This window comes from Embleya sp. NPDC001921, from assembly GCF_053594475.1.
In genome coordinates, this window is the sequence record NZ_JBSFEO010000034.1 from 100750 (window position 1) to 116753 (window position 16004).

Annotated in this window: 12 protein-coding genes; all 12 read right to left on the reverse strand. The window is 72.5% G+C overall.

Annotation, left to right across the window (positions count from 1 at the left end; genetic code table 11):
- Positions 1-9 precede the first annotated feature (9 nt).
- On the reverse strand, positions 10-1515 hold the full coding sequence (locus ACWCPW_RS33455) for a helix-turn-helix transcriptional regulator (protein ID WP_449765310.1): 1506 nt from the start codon (positions 1513-1515) through the stop codon (positions 10-12).
- 202 nt (positions 1516-1717) lie between these two features.
- On the reverse strand, positions 1718-3259 hold the full coding sequence (locus ACWCPW_RS33460) for a carboxylesterase/lipase family protein (protein ID WP_449765311.1): 1542 nt from the start codon (positions 3257-3259) through the stop codon (positions 1718-1720).
- On the reverse strand, positions 3256-4005 hold the full coding sequence (locus ACWCPW_RS33465; protein ID WP_449765333.1) for a maleate cis-trans isomerase family protein: 750 nt from the start codon (positions 4003-4005) through the stop codon (positions 3256-3258). Before ACWCPW_RS33465 ends, ACWCPW_RS33460 begins: the two co-directional genes overlap by 4 nt.
- A 117-nt stretch (positions 4006-4122) precedes the next feature.
- Positions 4123-5028, reverse strand: coding sequence for a fumarylacetoacetate hydrolase family protein (locus ACWCPW_RS33470; protein WP_449765312.1), 906 nt, complete (start codon positions 5026-5028; stop codon positions 4123-4125).
- A gap of 122 nt (positions 5029-5150) precedes the next feature.
- Positions 5151-6260 carry a cupin domain-containing protein gene (locus tag ACWCPW_RS33475; protein ID WP_449765313.1) on the reverse strand — a complete coding sequence of 370 codons (1110 nt, stop codon included), beginning with the start codon at positions 6258-6260 and terminating at the stop codon, positions 5151-5153.
- A complete protein-coding gene (locus ACWCPW_RS33480) occupies positions 6257-7306 on the reverse strand; it encodes a carbon-nitrogen hydrolase family protein (RefSeq protein WP_449765314.1) in 1050 nt (349 codons plus the stop codon). The genes ACWCPW_RS33475 and ACWCPW_RS33480 overlap by 4 nt, the downstream gene beginning before the upstream one ends.
- A gap of 21 nt (positions 7307-7327) precedes the next feature.
- A complete protein-coding gene (locus ACWCPW_RS33485; protein ID WP_449765315.1) occupies positions 7328-9718 on the reverse strand; it encodes an oxidoreductase in 2391 nt (796 codons plus the stop codon).
- Positions 9719-9844: 126 nt separating this feature from the next.
- A complete protein-coding gene (locus ACWCPW_RS33490) occupies positions 9845-10324 on the reverse strand; it encodes an acyl-CoA thioesterase (protein WP_449765316.1) in 480 nt (159 codons plus the stop codon).
- An 11-nt stretch (positions 10325-10335) separates the two neighbouring features.
- On the reverse strand, positions 10336-12081 hold the full coding sequence (locus ACWCPW_RS33495; RefSeq protein WP_449765317.1) for an AMP-binding protein: 1746 nt from the start codon (positions 12079-12081) through the stop codon (positions 10336-10338).
- Positions 12082-12510: 429 nt separating this feature from the next.
- Positions 12511-14334 carry a glutamine--fructose-6-phosphate transaminase (isomerizing) gene (gene glmS, locus ACWCPW_RS33500; RefSeq protein ID WP_449765318.1) on the reverse strand — a complete coding sequence of 608 codons (1824 nt, stop codon included), beginning with the start codon at positions 14332-14334 and terminating at the stop codon, positions 12511-12513.
- 166 nt (positions 14335-14500) lie between these two features.
- Positions 14501-14761, reverse strand: a complete 261-nt coding sequence (locus tag ACWCPW_RS33505) for a hypothetical protein (RefSeq protein ID WP_395859407.1) — start codon at positions 14759-14761, stop codon at positions 14501-14503.
- Positions 14762-14951: 190 nt separating this feature from the next.
- Complete coding sequence (locus ACWCPW_RS33510; protein ID WP_449765319.1) at positions 14952-15800, reverse strand: GNAT family N-acetyltransferase; 849 nt, start codon at positions 15798-15800, stop codon at positions 14952-14954.
- Positions 15801-16004: the final 204 nt, after the last annotated feature.

A 16004-nucleotide genomic window follows, 5' to 3' on the forward strand; every position in this document is an offset into this window, starting at 1 on the left:
CACAACCGGTCAGCGCGGCACCGTGGTGTGGCCGACCCGGACCAGGCCGGATTCGTACGCCACCACCACGGCCTGGGCACGATCGCGCAGGTCGAGCTTGCCCAGCAGGTCGCTCTCGTACCGCTCCACGGTGGCGTCCTCGACCCGCATGGCCCCGGCGATCTCGCCGCTGTCCTTGCCCGCCGCGACCAGGCGCAGCACCTCGATCTCGGCCGGGGTCAGCCGCGCGAGGACGTCGGGAACCGGGGTCGTCGACGGCGTCGTGGGCTCGGTGGCCGGCCCGGTCGCCGCCGTCACCGGGATGCTCGCCGCGACCAGGAACCCGCCGCCCGCGACGTGCTCGGCCCGGAACGACCCGCCGTGCACCGCCACCCGCTCCCGCATGCCGAGCAGCCCGTGACCACCGCCGGTCGTCGCGTACCCGCCTCCGGCCTTGTCGCCGCCGCCGTCGTCGCGGATCTCGATGGCGACCGCGTCCGGCAGGTATTCCAGCAGCACCCGGGCCATGGCCGCGCTGCCGGCGTGCTTGCGGGCGTTGGTGAGCGCCTCCTGGGTGATCCGGTACAGCGCGAGGCCGACCGGCAGCGGCAGTTCGCGGCGCGTGCCGAGCACCTGGAGCTCGGTCGGCAGGCCGGCCAGGCAGGATTCGGCGATCAGCCGGTCGAGGTCGTCGACGCCGGGCTGCGGGCTCGACGGCGCGGTCTCCGGGTCCTTGTCGCTGCGCAGCACGCCGAGCAACTGCCGCATCTCGTCCAGCGCGACCCGACCGGACGCCTCCAGGGTGAGCAGCGCGCCGCGTGCGCCGTCCACGTCGCGTTCCAGACTGGCCCGGGCGCCGCCGGACATCAGATGCATGGTGGTGATGTGGTGCGCCACGATGTCGTGCAGTTCCCGGGCAATCCGTCGGCGCTCCTCGGTCAGCGCGCGCTCGGCCAGCAGGACCCGGTTGACCTCGACCTGCCCCTGCCAGTGCCGCACCGCCGCGCTCGCCCCCAGCACCAGCGCGGTCGCGACCAGGTCGCCGCTGAACACCCAGAAGAACGACTCGTCGGCGTTGCGGTAGCCGGAGGTCTGGGCGGCCATGGTCAGCGCCGCGGCCACCGCGATCGTCCGGGGCCGGCAGGCCAGGCCGACGGTGTACAGCGCGACCGCCAACGAGATGCCGAACCGCTGCCCGATGTCGGTCGACAGGTTCAACCCCACCTGAAGCACCAGAACCGCGAGCAGCACCGGGAACGGGGCGCGCCGGCGCGCCACCAGGCACAGCGCCGAGGCGACCAGGAACGCGACGCAGGTCACGGTCTCCCCGGCGCCGTCGCCGCGGACGGTGACCACGTAGCCGAGCAGGTCGACGGCCATCGCCACGAGCGCGACCAGGAGGTCCGAGCGGGTACGCGCCGGGAGGGTCCGGCGCGCGGCGGCCGACCCGAACCCCGCGGGGGTGTCCGTGGCGATCAGGTCACGGCCGGTGATCGCCTTGCCGAGCGTGGCCATGGACTTGGGGCCGAAGCCCATCCAGGGCCTCCTTCCGTGGGGAGCCTCCATGCGGAGCGGCGGCCAGTATTCCACCGCGACGATCATTCGGCCGAAACGCGCGAACCGCGCGAACCACCCGGTCGTCGACACCCCGGCCGCGCTCGCGAACCGTTCGGCGGCCCCTCGAAACCCCCCGCTCCCCACCCCCTGGGGCCGGCCGACACCGGCCCGCCGCCCGCGCTCAGCTCCTCCCGTCGCCCACGCCGGCCCCGTACAACCCGCGCTTGGCCGCGCCGACCGGGTCGGTTCCCGGCTCGCAGGCCGCCGCGAAGCGCATCGTCGCCCGGGTCGGCGTCGTGTACCGCTCCCACGCGGGCAGCCCGGCGTGGTTGGGGTCGCCGGTCCGGACGAACGCGATCCACGCGTCGTGCATCGCCGCGCCCAGCCCGTCCAGGGTCTTGGCTTCGACCCCGGCCAGGAACGGCGCGTGCGCCCACCGGTGGGCGTTGCGGAAGGTGAACGGCAACTCCAGGCAGTGCGCGGCGCCCAGCCGACCGTCGTACGCGGGCGTCGCGTAGTCGAACTGGTAGAGCCACACAGGCCGTTCCTGCTCGGCCCGACCCTCCGCGAGGGCCGTGCCCGGCAGCCGGAACAACTCCTCGGAGACCAGGTCGGTCAACAGCTCCAGTGGAGCGCCACCCGGGCGCTCGGCGGCGAAGATCTCGTACGCCTCCCCGCCCCGCGCGCCGAACGCCTCGTCGAAACGTGCCCGGACCTGCTCGAACGTGGCCTTCGCGTACATCTCGTCGACCCCGAACGCGAAGCCCGCCTCGTCGGCGGTCCAGCCGAGCAGGATGTCCAGGTCCGGATTCTCCCCGGCCAGGAGGGCCGCCAACGGGTGCCGGGTCAGCGTCGAACCGTCGACCATGGGCAGGAAGGGCACCGGCCATCGGCCCCACCGGGCCTGCACGCCGAACATCCCGACGGTGGCCTCGACCAGCGCCTCCCACGGCAGCGCGCGCAGGTGCGCGACGTCGGGGACGCCGGCCACCTCCATCAGCGCGGCCGTGGTCCGCAGCGCCTCCTCGCGGTCGGGCGTGGGCACACCCAGCGGCGGGCTCTGCAGGATCGCGCGGTGGAACAGTCCGCGGCCCTGCGGGTGTACGGCCAGCGCCGCCGTGGAGAAGGCGCCGCCCGACTGGCCCGCGACGGTGATGTCGTCCGGGTCGCCGCCGAAGGCCGCGATGTGCTCCCGGACCCAGCGCAGCGCGGCGAGCTGGTCGGTCAACCAGAAGTTGCCGGCGTCCGCGTCGTCCTCGGCCCCGAGGTAGAGGTAGCCGAGCGCGCCGATCCGGTAGGAGACGCTCACCACGACCAGGTCGCCGTCGCGCGCGAAGGTGTCCCCCGCGTAGATCGGCAGTGTGCCGGAGCCGCTGACGAAGCCGCCGCCGTGGATCCAGACCAGGACCGGGCGGCGGGCGTCGTCCGGGCCCGGCGTCCAGACGTTCAGCGTGAGGCAGTCCTCGTCGAACGGCGGCGCGCCGTGGCCGCCGAGGACCGGATCGACCAGCCCGACCTGCGGGGCACCGGGTCCGTACTCGCCCGCGTCCCGGACCCCCGCCCAACCCGGATGCGGTCGGGCCGGCCGCCAGCGCAGTTCGCCGACCGGCGGCGCCGCGTACGGAATGCCGCGAAAGACCGCGAGCCCGTTCTCGGTCCGCCCGCGCAGCGTGCCGACGGGCAGCCGCACGAGCGGCGCGTGGTCCGGGCCCGGGGCGCTCACGTCGCCGAGCCCGCGTCGGCGGAGGCGGCGCCCAGGGGCGCCTCGGCGAACTTCCCGGACAGCAGGTGTCCGGCCCCCGGCGCGAAGGCGGGCAGGTCGAGGGCGCGCAACATCTGGTGCACGGTGCACACCGCGGCGGAGACGACCGGCTTGCCCAGCCGTTGCTCGGCCTCCTCGATCGCGGCCAGCGAGGGCATCTGCACGCACGCGGACAACACCACCGCGTCCGCGTCCGCGTGCGCGAGCCGCTCCGCGATGCCCGGCAGGCGCAGCGGGTCGTGCGCGGCCACGTCGAGGTTGTCCGGGATCTCCAGCGCCTCGAAGTCGAGCACCTCGATGCCCTCGTGGCCCAGGTAGTCCACCACGGTGCGGGTCAGCGGCAGCATGTACGGCGCGACCAGGGCGACCTTGCGCGCGCCGATCGTGTGCAGCCCGTGCACGAGCGCGCCGGCGCTGGTGACCACCGGCGCGGGTGCGCCGTTCTCGACGGTCCGGGTGTGCAGCCGCTCCTCGGAGACCCGGTGGTAGCCCAGACCCATGCTCATGATCGCCACCAGGCACGCGTAGCCGAGCACGTCCACCCGCGCGTCGGAGAGTTCGACCGCGCAGCGGTCGGAGTCGGCGTCCATCGCCTTGAGTTGCTCGGGCGTGACGTGCGTCATCCGCATCCGACTGGAGTGGAACGTGAAGCGCTCCGGGGCGACCGCCTCGCGCGCCCGCAGGATCGCGGGTACCTCGGTTTCCATCGTGACGTTCGAACTCGGCACGATCTGGCCGATGCGGTAAGGGTGTTGACGCACGGAGGTCCTCCTGCTGGATGCCGACTGCGAGCCGAGAGTGTGGGGTTGGGGTCGAGCCGCGGGTCAGCGGGCGTCGATCACCGGGTTGGACAGCGTGCCGATCCGCTCGACGGTGGCCTCCACCACGTCGCCCGGGCGCAGGTACTGCGGCGGGACCTGGGCCGCGCCGACGCCGGACGGCGATCCCGTGGAGATCACGTCGCCCGGCTCCAGGGTCATCCCGGAGGAGATGTCGGCGATCAGGCGCGGGATGTCGAAGAGCATGTGCCGCGTGTTGGACTTCTGCTTGATGTCGCCGTTGACCCGCAGCGACAGGTCCAGCGCCTGCGCGTCCGGGATGTCGTCGGCGGTGACCACCGCGGGGCCGAACGGCGCGTAGGAGTCCTGGCCCTTGGAGAAGAACCACTGTCCGGACCGGCGCTGGTCGCGGGCGCTGATGTCGTTCATGATGCTGTACCCGAACACGTGGTCCCACGCGTCGGCCTCGCTCACCTTGTACGCGGTCCGCCCGATCACGACCGCGAGTTCGCACTCCCAGTCGAGCTGCCGGGTCAGGTCGCCGTTGTGCAGGATCGGCGCGCCGGGGCCGGTGACCGCGGTCGCGGGCTTGCCGAACAGCACCGGACGATCCGGGAGTTCCTTCGCGGTGTCCAGGGTGCGGCTGGACTCGGCCACGTGCTCGACGTAGTTGAGCCCGATGCCGATGATCTTCCCGGGCCGCAGCGGCGCGAGCAGCCGCACGTCGGCGCTCGCGTGCACGGCGGCGGCGGGCCGGTCGGCCGGGTCGCCACCGAGCAGCTCGCGCGCGGCGTCGAACGCCTCGGCGCCCGCGCGGATGAACGACAGCAGATCGCCGGGGAGTTCGGTGTCCGCCGCGGCGGCGAGCGCGACGAGGTCGATCACGTGCGCGCCGTCCTCGGCGCCCAGGCGGGGCGTCGTGCCGTCGACGGTGTAGGTGACCAGGCGCATGGGAGTGTCCTCACTGTCCTTGCCGTCCGGGCGACGCGGTCGCGCCGCCCGGGGCGTCGTGGGGGGGTCGGGTGTCGCGGGGCCGGCGATCGGTGCTCACGCGGCGATCGGGCACCCGGTGATCAGGGGGTCGGCTGGTGCCCGTCGTTGCCGAGGTAGGCCTCTTCGCGGTGGAAGCCGAGCGAGCGCATCACCGGGAAGTCGTTGAAGGAGAACAGCACCGCGTCCTCGGACCGGTCGAGGTTGGCGTGTTCGTGCCAGGCCCAGGCCGGGACCGCGAACACGTCGCCCTCGTGCCACTCGAAGCGCTGTCCGCCCACGACCGAGACGCCGTGGCCCTTGGCCGCGGTGTACACGACCGAACCGGTGTGCCGGTGCGCCTTCGTCGCCTGTCCGGCCCGCAGGAGTTGGATGTGCGCACTCATCGTCGGCATCACCGAGCCGCCGGTGGCGGGGTTGGTGTACTCCATGATCACGCCGTCGTACGGCGATCCCTCGCTCGCCTTCGCCAGGTCCAGCAGCGCCTGGTAGGTGGGCTCCCACGGCCAGGCCAGCAGCGGCGAGTAGGGCCGGGTCCAGCGCTCGGCGCCGTAGGGCACCAGGTTGCCGCCGAAGGTCAGGACCGAGGAGTTCACCACCTTGCCGGGCACCTGGTACACGTCGGGGTGCACCTCGTAGAAGCCCGCGTCCAGCGCGTTGACCAGCGGGATGTCCAGGCCGTCCTGCCAGATCACCGGCGCGTCGTCGGACTCGTTGCCGTGCTCGTGCCAGGTGCCGTTCGGGGTGATCGCGAAGTCGCGGGCGCCGACCTTGAGCTTCTCGCCGTCCACGATGGTCCACGCGCCGGTGCCCTCCAGGACGAAGCGCAGCGCGGCGGCCTGGTGTCGGTGGGCGGTCATCGACTCGCCCGGGCCCATGATCTGCAGGCCCGTGTACAGCAGGCCGGCCGCCGCGCTGACGTCCCGGCGCCCGGGGTTGACCAGCATCACCACCCGGCGGCCCGCGTCGTCCGCCTTGACCAGGTCCAGCGCCTTGCGCACCAGGGGGCGCAGTTCGGCGTAGCGCCACAGCGTGGGCACCGACTTGGGCTGTGGGTACCACGGCTCGATCTCGTTCGCCACGGTCCACAGCGCGCCGGCCTCGCGGTCGGCCAACTCGGCGTAGTAGGCGCTCAGTTCCGGGGTGTCGGTGACTCGGGCCCGGCCGAGCATGTTGTCGTCCTGGGTGGTCATTTCTCCTCCTCGGGGGCAGGTGCGAGGGGCGCGGGGGCACTGTCGTGGGTGAACGTGATCGGTGATCTGGGCCGGTTGTCGACGTTCAGTCGGAAGATGTCGAAGCGGTTGTAGTGGCCGACGATGTCGTGCATCTGCTTGGGCTGGATGCACTTGGCGAGATCGATGTCGGCGTAGACGATGCCCTCGTCGTCGATCAGCGGTTCGGTGACCGGGCGGCCGTCGGGTCCGAAGATCCCGGAGAGCGCGCTGCGTTCGCGGCCGAGCTGCTTGCGCACCTCGTCGTCGTCGGCGGCGATGGCGTCCGCGATCTCGGGCGAGATGGTCGAGCACGCGACCACCGAGAACACCTTGCCCTCGAAGCTGTGCGCGGCGGTGCGCACGGCGATGGCGTCCGCCATGTCGTAGTCGGCCGGAGCCACCGGCAGGGCGATGTAGCTCGCGGCGTGTACGAGTTCGCCCTGTGCGAGCAGGGTGAAGCGGGCCAGCGTGTTGGTGTTCTCGCCGCACGCGAGCACGCCGAGCGGGCCGATCCCGGTCGGGTGCACCCGCAGCGAGCTGCCGTCGCCGCCGGTCCAGGTCAGCTTCTCCGCCCAGGTGGGCACCAACTTGCGGTGCACCCCGATCAGTTCGCCGTCCGCGTCGATGGTCAGCATCGTGTTGTAGAGCACGCCCATGCTGTGCGGGCCGCGCTCGTTGACGCCGATCACCACGACCGCGCCGGCCGCCCGGGCGGCGGCGCGCAGGGCTTCCACGTGCGGGCCGGGCACGTCCACCGAGGAGCGGTACAGGCGTTCGAACCAGGGTGAGCCCTGGACCGGGTTCATCGTCCAGTTCCAGTACGGGTACCCCGGCACGAACACCTCGGGGAAGACGATCAAAGCGGCGCCGTTGGCGGCGGCTTCGCGGATCAGTGCGACCGCCTTGGCCACGGTGGCGGCCGCGTCCAGGTAGACCGGCGAGGCCTGCACGGCGGCGGCCTTGAACCGGGGCGGGTTGTCGCGTTGTTCACCGGTCAGCACGATCGGCGGGGTGGGACTGTCCATGTCGGGCTCCTCGTGTCCGGGTCAACGCCGGCCGGGTACGGCCACCAGGCTCGGATCGGGCTCGGGCCGCCAACGGCGCGGCACCGCTTCGACGCTCTCGCGCAGCAGGTGCAGTCGCGGCGGCACCCGGTCGCTGCCCGCGCCGGGCGGCTTGCGGCTGCCGGGGCGCCACGCGCTCGGCCACGGCGCGCCGGGTCCGGTGTAGCCCTGCTCGGCGGCGGCGTGCAGCGTCCACATCGGGTCGTACAGGTGGGCGCGGCCGACCGCGCACAGGTCGGCGCGACCGGCGAGCAGGATCGAGTTGACGTCGTCATAGGTGGAGATCGCGCCGACCGCGATGGTCGGCACGCCGGTCGCGTTGCGGATCAGATCGGCGAACGGGGTCTGGTAGCCGCGCCCGTAGGCGGGCCGCTCGTGCGCGACCACCTCGCCCGAGGACACGTCGATCCCGTCCGCGCCGGCCGCCGCCAGTGCCCGGGCGATGCGTACCGCGTCGTCCTCGGTGGTGCCGCCCTCGGCCCAGTCGCTCGCCGAGATGCGCACCACCAGCGGTTTGTTCGTCGGCCACACCGCCCGCACCGCGGACAGCACCTCTATCGGGAAGCGCAGCCGGCCGGCGAGCGGGCCGCCGTACTCGTCCTCGCGCAGGTTGGTCAGCGGGGACAGGAAGCCGGAGATCAGGTGGCCGTGGCCGTACTGGAGTTCCAGCGCGTCGAAGCCCGCCCGGTCGGCCCGTGCGGCGGCGTCGGCGAACGCGGCGGTGATCGCGTCCAGGTCGGCGCGGTCCGCCTCTCGCGGCCGGAAGTCGTTCGCGGCGTCCCACGCGATCGCCGACGCCGCCACCGTCGGCCAGCCGTTCGGGCCCAGCGGCACGCTCCGACCGTCGGCGTCCGGCACGGTGGTCGCCGCGCGGCGCCCGGCGTGGCTGAGCTGAATGCCCAACAGCGGTCCGTCCGGCGCCTGTTCCTTGACCCGGGTGACCACGTCACGCCACGCGGCCTCGTGCGCGTCCGACCACAGGCCCGGACAGGCCCCGGTGGCCCGGCCGTTCGGCAGTACGGCCGTCATGCCCGCGAAGACCAGGCTCGCCCCGCCGAGCGCGAGCGCGCCCAGGTGCGCGGCCTCGAACGGGCCCGGGATGCCGTCGCGGGCCGCGTAGGTGGCCATCGGCGGCACCAGCACGCGGTTGCGCAGCCGGACCGAGCCGAGCCGGAAGGGCTGGAACATCGGCGCGGCGTCCACCCGGTCCGGCCGCCCGGCGGTGAACGCGGCGTCCACCCGGGCGACGAACTCGGGGTCGCGCTCGAGCAGGTTGGCGTGGGTGACCCGGCGGCTGCGGGTGAGCAGGTTGAAGGCGAACTGTTCGGGCGCCTGGCCGACCGCGCGGTCGATGTTCTCGAACCATTCCAGGCTGGCCTGCGCGGCGCGCTGGGTGGAGCCGACCACCGGCTTGCGCTCGGCCTCGTAGGCGGTCAGCGCGGCCGGGATACCGGCGTGCTCGTTCAGGCACGCGGCCAGCGCGAGCGCGTCCTCCATCGCGAGTTTGGTGCCCGAGCCGATGGAGAAGTGCGCGGTGTGGGCGGCGTCGCCGAGCAGGACCACGTTCTCGTGGTGCCACGAGGCGTTGCGCACGGTGCTGAACCTGATCCAGCGCGAGTTGTTCGGGATCAGCCGGTGGCCGTCCAGGTGTTCGGCCAGCAGCGCCTCGCACCGCGCGATGCCCGCGTCGTCACTGGCCCCGCGCGGCAGGTCGCGACCGGCGAACTCGGCGAACCCGCCGCGCCGCCAGGCGTCCTCGGCGAGTTCGACGATGAAGGTGCTGCGCCGGTCGTCGAACGGGTACGCGTGCACCTGCACCACGCCGAAGTCGAACTTGTCGACGATGAAGGTGAACGCGTCGAAGACCTTGTCGGTGCCCAGCCACATGTACCGGCAGCCGCGCTCGTCGAGATCGGGCCGGAAGGTGTCGGCGTAGCGTTCGCGCACCGCGGAGCGCACGCCGTCCGAGGCGACCACCAGGTCGTGGCTGCGCGCCAGTTCGTCCACGTCGGGTGCCTCGGTTCGGTAGCGCAGGTCCACGCCGAGCGCGGCGCACCGCTCCTGGAGGATGCGCAGCAGTCGCTCCCGGCCCAGCGCGGCGAACCCGTGCCCGCCGGAGGTCAGGGTGCGACCGCCGTAGCGGATGTCGATGTCGGTCCAGCGGGCGAAGCCCGCGGACATCGCGGCGAAGATCTCCGGGTCGGCCTGCGCGATGCCGTCCAGCGTCTCGTCGGAGAAGACCACGCCGAAGCCGAACACGTCGTCCGGTGCGTTGCGCTCCCACAGGGTGATCTCCGAAGCCGGCGAGAGCTGCTTGGCGAGGGCGGCGAAGTACAACCCGCCCGGCCCGCCACCGATGACTGCGATGCGCACAGCGTCCTCCAATGTTCCCGGCCTACCCGAGCGTATGTAATAAATTCCACGGTCGTCAACAGGGCGCGATATCCGGTGCGGGTCGAGGGCTCGCGGGGCCTGTGAGCCCTCGCACCGGCGCGCCGGTCAGGCGTACGACTCCGGTCGTTGCGGGCCGCCGCTGGAGAGCGCGGCCCGGATCCCGTCCGGCCAGGGCGAGGCGCCCTTCGCGTCCGGCGGGCAGTGCGCGACGGACACCCGACCGGTCGCGGCGACGCCGTGCTCGCCGCGCACCTCGAACGTGTAGTGCAGCGAGCTGGTGCCCACCCGGGCGATCGCCAGCGCGATGTGCGCGGACTCGCCGAACCACAGCCGCTCGCGGTAGTCCGCCTCGAAGTGCACGCGCGGGATCCGGCCGAACAGGTCGGCCACCCCCAGCCGGCGCATCAGCACCGCCTCCGCCGCCTCGACCCAGCGCTGCACCGCCGAGTAGTGGTAGTGGCCGGCGGCGTCGGTGTCCTGCCATTCGACCCGGCGCTCGATCACCACCGAGGGCAGCGTCGCCGCCTCGGCCGAGTCGTCCGCCGGATCGGCCGGGTCGGTCTGTGCCGGGCGGGTGTCCTGCATCTCGTCGCCTTTCACGAGGTTTCCGGGGCAAGGGGGTCCGGGGCTGATGATGAATTCGACGCTGATGGGTCCGGGGCCGAGGGATTCGGGGCCGAGGGATTCGGGGCCGGGGGCGTCGGTCCGGCCGGTGCGGGCGCGGCGGCATCCTGGGCCCAGGCGCGCAGCTCGCCGCGCCGCAGCTTGCCGTTGCCGGTGCGCGGCAGCGCGGCCACGAACTCGACGGCGCGCGGGTACTTGTACGGCGCGATGGCCTGCTTGACGAAGGTCTGGATGCGGGTGGCGGTGTCCGCGTCGGCGGCCACTCCCTCGCGCAGCACGACGTACGCCTTGACGATCAGGCCGCGCCTGGGGTCCGGTGCGCCGACCACGCCGCACTCGGCGACGTCCGGGTGGGCGGCCAGGGCGAGTTCGACCTCGGGACCGGCGATGTTGTAGCCGGAGGAGACGATCATGTCGTCGCTGCGGGCCTGGTACCAGAGGTAGCCGTCGGCGTCGCGGATGTAGGTGTCGCCGGTGATGTTCCAGCCGTCCCGCACGTAACTGGTCTGGCGTGGGTCGTCGAGGTAGCGGCAGCCGGTCGGCCCCTTGACCGCGAGCTGCCCGGGTGTGCCGTCCGGGACGCGGTGACCGTCGGCGTCGAGCACCACGGCCTCGAAGCCGGGCACCGCGCGGCCGGTCGCGCCGGGGCGGATGTCCTGGTCGGCGGCGGAGACGAACACGTGCAGCAGTTCGGTCGCACCGATCCCGTCGATCAGCTCGATTCCGGTCGCCGCGCGCAGGTCGTGCCAGGTCTCCGCGGGCAGCGCCTCGCCCGCCGACACACACCGCCGGACGCCCTTGAGCAGGTCGGCCAGGCCCGCGCCCATGATCGCCCGGTAGGCGGTCGGCGCGGTGAACAACACGGTGACGCCGTGGTCGGCGATGATCCGGGCCAGCCGCTCGGGCGACGCGTGTTCGAGCAGCAGGGTGGCCGCGCCGACGTGCAGCGGGAAGACCACCAGGCCGCCGAGGCCGAAGGTGAAGCCCAGCGGCGGGGTGCCCGCGAACAGGTCGTCCGGGGTGGGCTTGAGGATGTGCCGCGAGAAGGTGTCGGAGTTGGCCAACACGTCGCGGTGGAAGTGCATGGTGGCCTTGGGCCGGCCGGTGGTCCCGGAGGTGAACGCGATCAGCGCGACGTCGTCGGCCGAGGTGTCCACCGCCTCGAACCCGCCGCTCTTGTCCGCGCAGCGCCGGGCGAGGTCGGTCGGCGCGTCGCCGCCGTAGGCGAGGGTGGTCAGTCCCGGCACCCGGGCCGCGTCCAACTCCTCCAGGAAGCGGTGGTCGCACAGCGCGACCGTGGGCGCGCTGATCTCGCACAGCGTGGTCAGCTCGTGCGCCCTCAGCAGCGGCATCGTGGTGACCACGACACCGCCCGCCTTGAGTACGCCGAACCAGCAGGCGACCAGCCACGGGTTGTTCGGGCCGCGCAACAACACCCGATTGCCCGGCACCACGCCGAGGTCCTCGGTCAGTACCCGGGCCACCTGATCGGCCCGAAGCAGCAGGTCACCGTAGGTCCACTCGTCATCGAGCGTGACCAGGCACCGCCGGTCGGGACCCAGTCGCCGCACGGTGTCGTCCAACAGGACCCGGGCACAGTTGAGCCGAGTCGGGTAGCGCAATTCCGGCAGTTCAAAACGCAGTTCGGGCCACAACTCGGCCGGTGGCAGTCGATCACGACAGAACGTGTCGACATGAGCGGAGGGAAACAGCTCCATGTGCGCGCACCTCATCCTGGTGTCAGCGGGAGTCGCGGAGCCAGTATCTATCATTCCTGACGACAGTCAATGTAACGCGATAGTCCCTCGGTCGGCGGAGTGCGCCTCGGGCGGGCGACGGGGGTGGCGCGGGTCGGGTCCGAGGCGGGCTCGGGTCGGGGGAGATGTGTGGCGCCGTCGGGGCTGCGAGGGTGGGCGCGGTGTCCACACCCGAGACTCCCCCGCCGCGGGCCGGGCTGCCCACCGCAGGTCGTCTCTCCGGGTGATCCGGCCGCCCCGCGATCGGTCGCCGACGTGCGTTCGCGGGTTGCCGTTCCGCCGTGTCGGCGTCGTGTGTGACCTGGGCGGGCGGGCCCGGACATGCGTCCGGCCCGCTCGGAGGGGCCGAGCGGGCCGGGTGGGCAACGGGCGACGGGTGGACCGAGTGGCCTACTCGACCGTGACGGACTTGGCGAGGTTGCGGGGGCGGTCGATGTCCTCACCAAGGGCTCGGGCCGCGTGGTAGGCCAGGAGTTGGGTGGGGATCGTCAGCAGGATCGGGTCGAGTTCGGGTTCGTTGCGCGGGATGTCGATCCGGTCGGCTTCGAGGTCGCCGAGGTCCACCCCCGGGTGGGTGATCACGGTCAGCCGGCCGCCGCGCGCGCGGATCTCGTGTGCCGCCGCGAGATTGCGGCCGACCAGGCCGTCGTCCGGGATGATCGCCACCGTCGGCAGGTCGGCGTCGATCAGCGCGAGCGGACCGTGCTTGAGTTCGCTGCTCGGGTACGCCTCGGCGTGCCGGTAGGTGATCTCCTTGAACTTCTGCGCCGCCTCCCGCGCGACCGGGAAGCCCCGTACCCGGCCGATGAAGAACAGGCTGCGCGCGTCCGCGAGCCGCCGACCCGCCTCGGCGATGGTCTGCTCGTCGGCCAGGATCTCCGCGATCTGGCCGGGCAACGCCTGGAGGCCGGCCAGGATCCGCGCGCCGTCCGCGTGCGACAGGTCGTGCACCCGACCGAGCGCCAGCGCCAACAGCGCGAAGCCCACCGACATGTGGGTCAGCGCCTTGGTCGAGGCGACCGAGACCTCGGGCCCCGCGTGCAGGTAGATGCCGCCGTCGCACTGCCGCGCGATGGACGAGCCGACCACGTTGACCAGGCCGACCACCCGACCACCCTTGCGCTGGATCTCGCGCACGGCGAACAACGTGTCCGCGGTCTCGCCGGACTGGCTGACCGCGACGTACAGCGTGTCCGGCTCGATCACCGGATTGCGGTAGCGGAACTCCGAGGCGGGTTCGGCGTCGGCCGGCACCCGGGCCAGGTCCTCGATCAGCCCGGCCCCCAACTGGCCTACGTAGTAGGCCGATCCGCATCCGAGCACCTTGACCCGACGGAACCCGCGCAGCTCGCGCAGTTCCATCCGCAGTCCGTCCAGCCGGGCCGAGCCGAACCGGTCGTCGAGCCGCCCGCCCAGCATGCGCTCCACGGAGGAGGGCTGTTCGTGGATCTCCTTGTGCATGAAGTGCTCATGGCCCGCGAGTTCGAGTTCCTCCACGGTGAGTTCGACCGTGGTGGGCGTCTTGGCGACGTCCGCGTGCTCGCGGGTGAAGGTGCGGAAGCCGGTCGCGGTGACGCTCGCCAACTCGCCGTCCTCCAGGTGCACGACCGAACTGGTGTGCCGGACCAGGGCCGCGGCGTCGCTCGCGACGAACATCTCCCGCTCGCCGACCCCGATCAGCAGCGGCGACCCGTTCCGGGCCACCACGATCCGGTCCGGGGTCGCCGCGTCCACGACGGCGATCGCGTACGTCCCGGTCACCTGCGCGAGCGCGGCCACCACGGCCGCCTCCAGGGTGCCCTCGTTCGCCCGGGCGATCAGGTGCGCCAGCACCTCGGTGTCGGTATCGGAGGCCAGTTCGACCCCCTCGGCGGTGAGCCGGGCCCGCAACGCCGCCGCGTTGTCGATGATCCCGTTGTGCACGACCTGGATCCGGCCGTCCGCCGAAGCGTGCGGATGCGCGTTGGTCTCCGAGGGCACGCCGTGGGTGGCCCAACGGGTGTGCCCGATGCCGACCCGGCCCGAGGTCTTGGCCGGTACGGCGGTCGCGAGCGCGTGTACGCGGCCCACCCGACGCACCACCTTGGCCGCGCCGCGCGCGCCCAGCACCGCGATGCCGGCCGAGTCGTAGCCTCGGTACTCCAGCCGGGCGAGTCCTTCGAGCAGGATGGGGGCGGCTTGCTGCGCGCCGATGTAGCCCACGATTCCACACATGCTGCTGCGCTCCTTGCTCTTGGCAGGTCGGTCCGTTCGGCCACGCCGGGCGGTCGAAGGGTCGAAGGGTCGGTCCGTCGGGCACGTCGCGGGTCGCCGGCGACCGGGTCGGCCGAAGCGACCCCGTCGACCCGGCGGCCCCGGTCGGGCCGGGGGACCGGTCGGCTCAGCCGTAGATGACGCGCCGCAGTTGACGCTCGGTCAACTCCGGTGGCGCGACGAGGCGATCACCGAGTTCGGCGGCGATCAGGCGGTAGATCTGCGCGTTGCGCTTGCCGTAGACCTTGTGGTGCCGATGCCGGCGCCGGACGTAGTCCTCGACCGGCTCTCGGTACCAGGCCAGCACGTCGTCGACGATCCGCGCCGCCTCCGAGGGGGACAGCCCGGTCGTCGCCGCGATGCGCTCCACCAATTCACCGTCAGCCACACTCCGATCCTGGACCCGACCCTCCCCGACGGCAAGAATCTGCCCGAATTCGGGTAGATCTCGCCTCCATGGCGCGCGGGAGCGTGTACGTCCACCCACGCCCGGGCGAGCGCGATCAGGTCCGCCTCCAGGTCGTCGCCCCGATCCGCGTGCCGTCGAACGGCCGCGATCGGCCACGAGCGTGTCCCGGTCACTCCCGCCGCGAGCGCGACACCACATACCCCGCGTCCCGGTCGAAGCTCAGCACCGTGGCTCCGTTGTCGAGGAGGGTGCCCAGGGTGTCGCGTAGGGCCGTGCGCCAGGCTCGGGACGTGCTCGGGTCGGTGCGGCGGAGGGATTCGATGTCCGGGGGAACGGCGATCAGTACGGTCTCGGCGTTCGTGCCGGTCGGGGCCGGTCGACCGGCTCGTGTCGTCAGGGCCGACTCGGCGTTCGGGGGCGGTGGGGGCGGGGTCCACTCGCGGCGCACGGCCGCACGTACCCTCGATTCGTTCAGCTCCCAGGACACCAGGAGCCGGTCGCTCTCGTCGCCGCTGTTGATGGTGTCCACCATGTCGCCGTAGAAGTCCGGCAGGTAGGCCACCGGCCGCGCGCCCAGCTTGGTCAGGTTGAAGTGGGCGTTGCGGCGGATCAGCGGGTCGTACGTCCAGGTGATCCGGCGCAGCCCGCGGGCGAGGGCCCATTCGCGCTGGTGCGTCTTGAGCGCGAAGCCCGCACCGCTCCCGGCCAGCGCGCCGGTGACGTGCGAGTGCAGCGTCTCGCCGATCGGCGCGCCCAGGAAGGCGACCGTCGCGCCGACCATGCGGCCGGCCCGATACGCCCCGGCGACGTAGTTCCCGGCGTGCGAAAGCGCCCGCATCAGTTCGACGGTCACCGGGAGGCCCTGACCCGGCACGGCCGGCCAGATCCCGCCGTACAGGTGCTCGACATCGCGAAACTCGTCGATCTCGCGCAGTACGCGCACGTCCGGTTCGCCCACCTCCGGTTCACGCGCTCCCGGTTCACGCACGTCCGGTTCACGCGCCTGCGAATCGCCCATCCCGGCCGCACCGCCCCTCGTTCCACATACCGTCGCGTTTCGTCGTGCCCACGGTGTGCTCGGCTACCCCTGGACGGCCCCGCGCGAACGACCGGGTCCCACCCGACCCCTTCGGTGACGCGCTTCACACGCAAACAAATCCACCGACCAATCACCGCCCGGCAAGATCTTTGCGTCTTCGACCCTAAATCTCGCAAGGTACTT

Bases quoted from the DNA above. Each gene is read 5' to 3' on its own strand.
- ACWCPW_RS33475 (WP_449765313.1), bottom strand. From the start codon at position 6,260: ATGACCACCCAGGACGACAACATGCTCGGCCGGGCCCGAGTCACCGAC.
- ACWCPW_RS33470 (WP_449765312.1), bottom strand. From the start codon at position 5,028: ATGCGCCTGGTCACCTACACCGTCGACGGCACGACGCCCCGCCTGGGC.
- ACWCPW_RS33495 (WP_449765317.1), bottom strand. From the start codon at position 12,081: ATGGAGCTGTTTCCCTCCGCTCATGTCGACACGTTCTGTCGTGATCGA.
- ACWCPW_RS33490 (WP_449765316.1), bottom strand. From the start codon at position 10,324: ATGCAGGACACCCGCCCGGCACAGACCGACCCGGCCGATCCGGCGGAC.
- ACWCPW_RS33480 (WP_449765314.1), bottom strand. From the start codon at position 7,306: ATGGACAGTCCCACCCCGCCGATCGTGCTGACCGGTGAACAACGCGAC.
- glmS (WP_449765318.1), bottom strand. From the start codon at position 14,334: ATGTGTGGAATCGTGGGCTACATCGGCGCGCAGCAAGCCGCCCCCATC.
- ACWCPW_RS33510 (WP_449765319.1), bottom strand. From the start codon at position 15,800: ATGGGCGATTCGCAGGCGCGTGAACCGGACGTGCGTGAACCGGGAGCG.
- ACWCPW_RS33465 (WP_449765333.1), bottom strand. From the start codon at position 4,005: ATGGAAACCGAGGTACCCGCGATCCTGCGGGCGCGCGAGGCGGTCGCC.
- ACWCPW_RS33455 (WP_449765310.1), bottom strand. From the start codon at position 1,515: ATGGGCTTCGGCCCCAAGTCCATGGCCACGCTCGGCAAGGCGATCACC.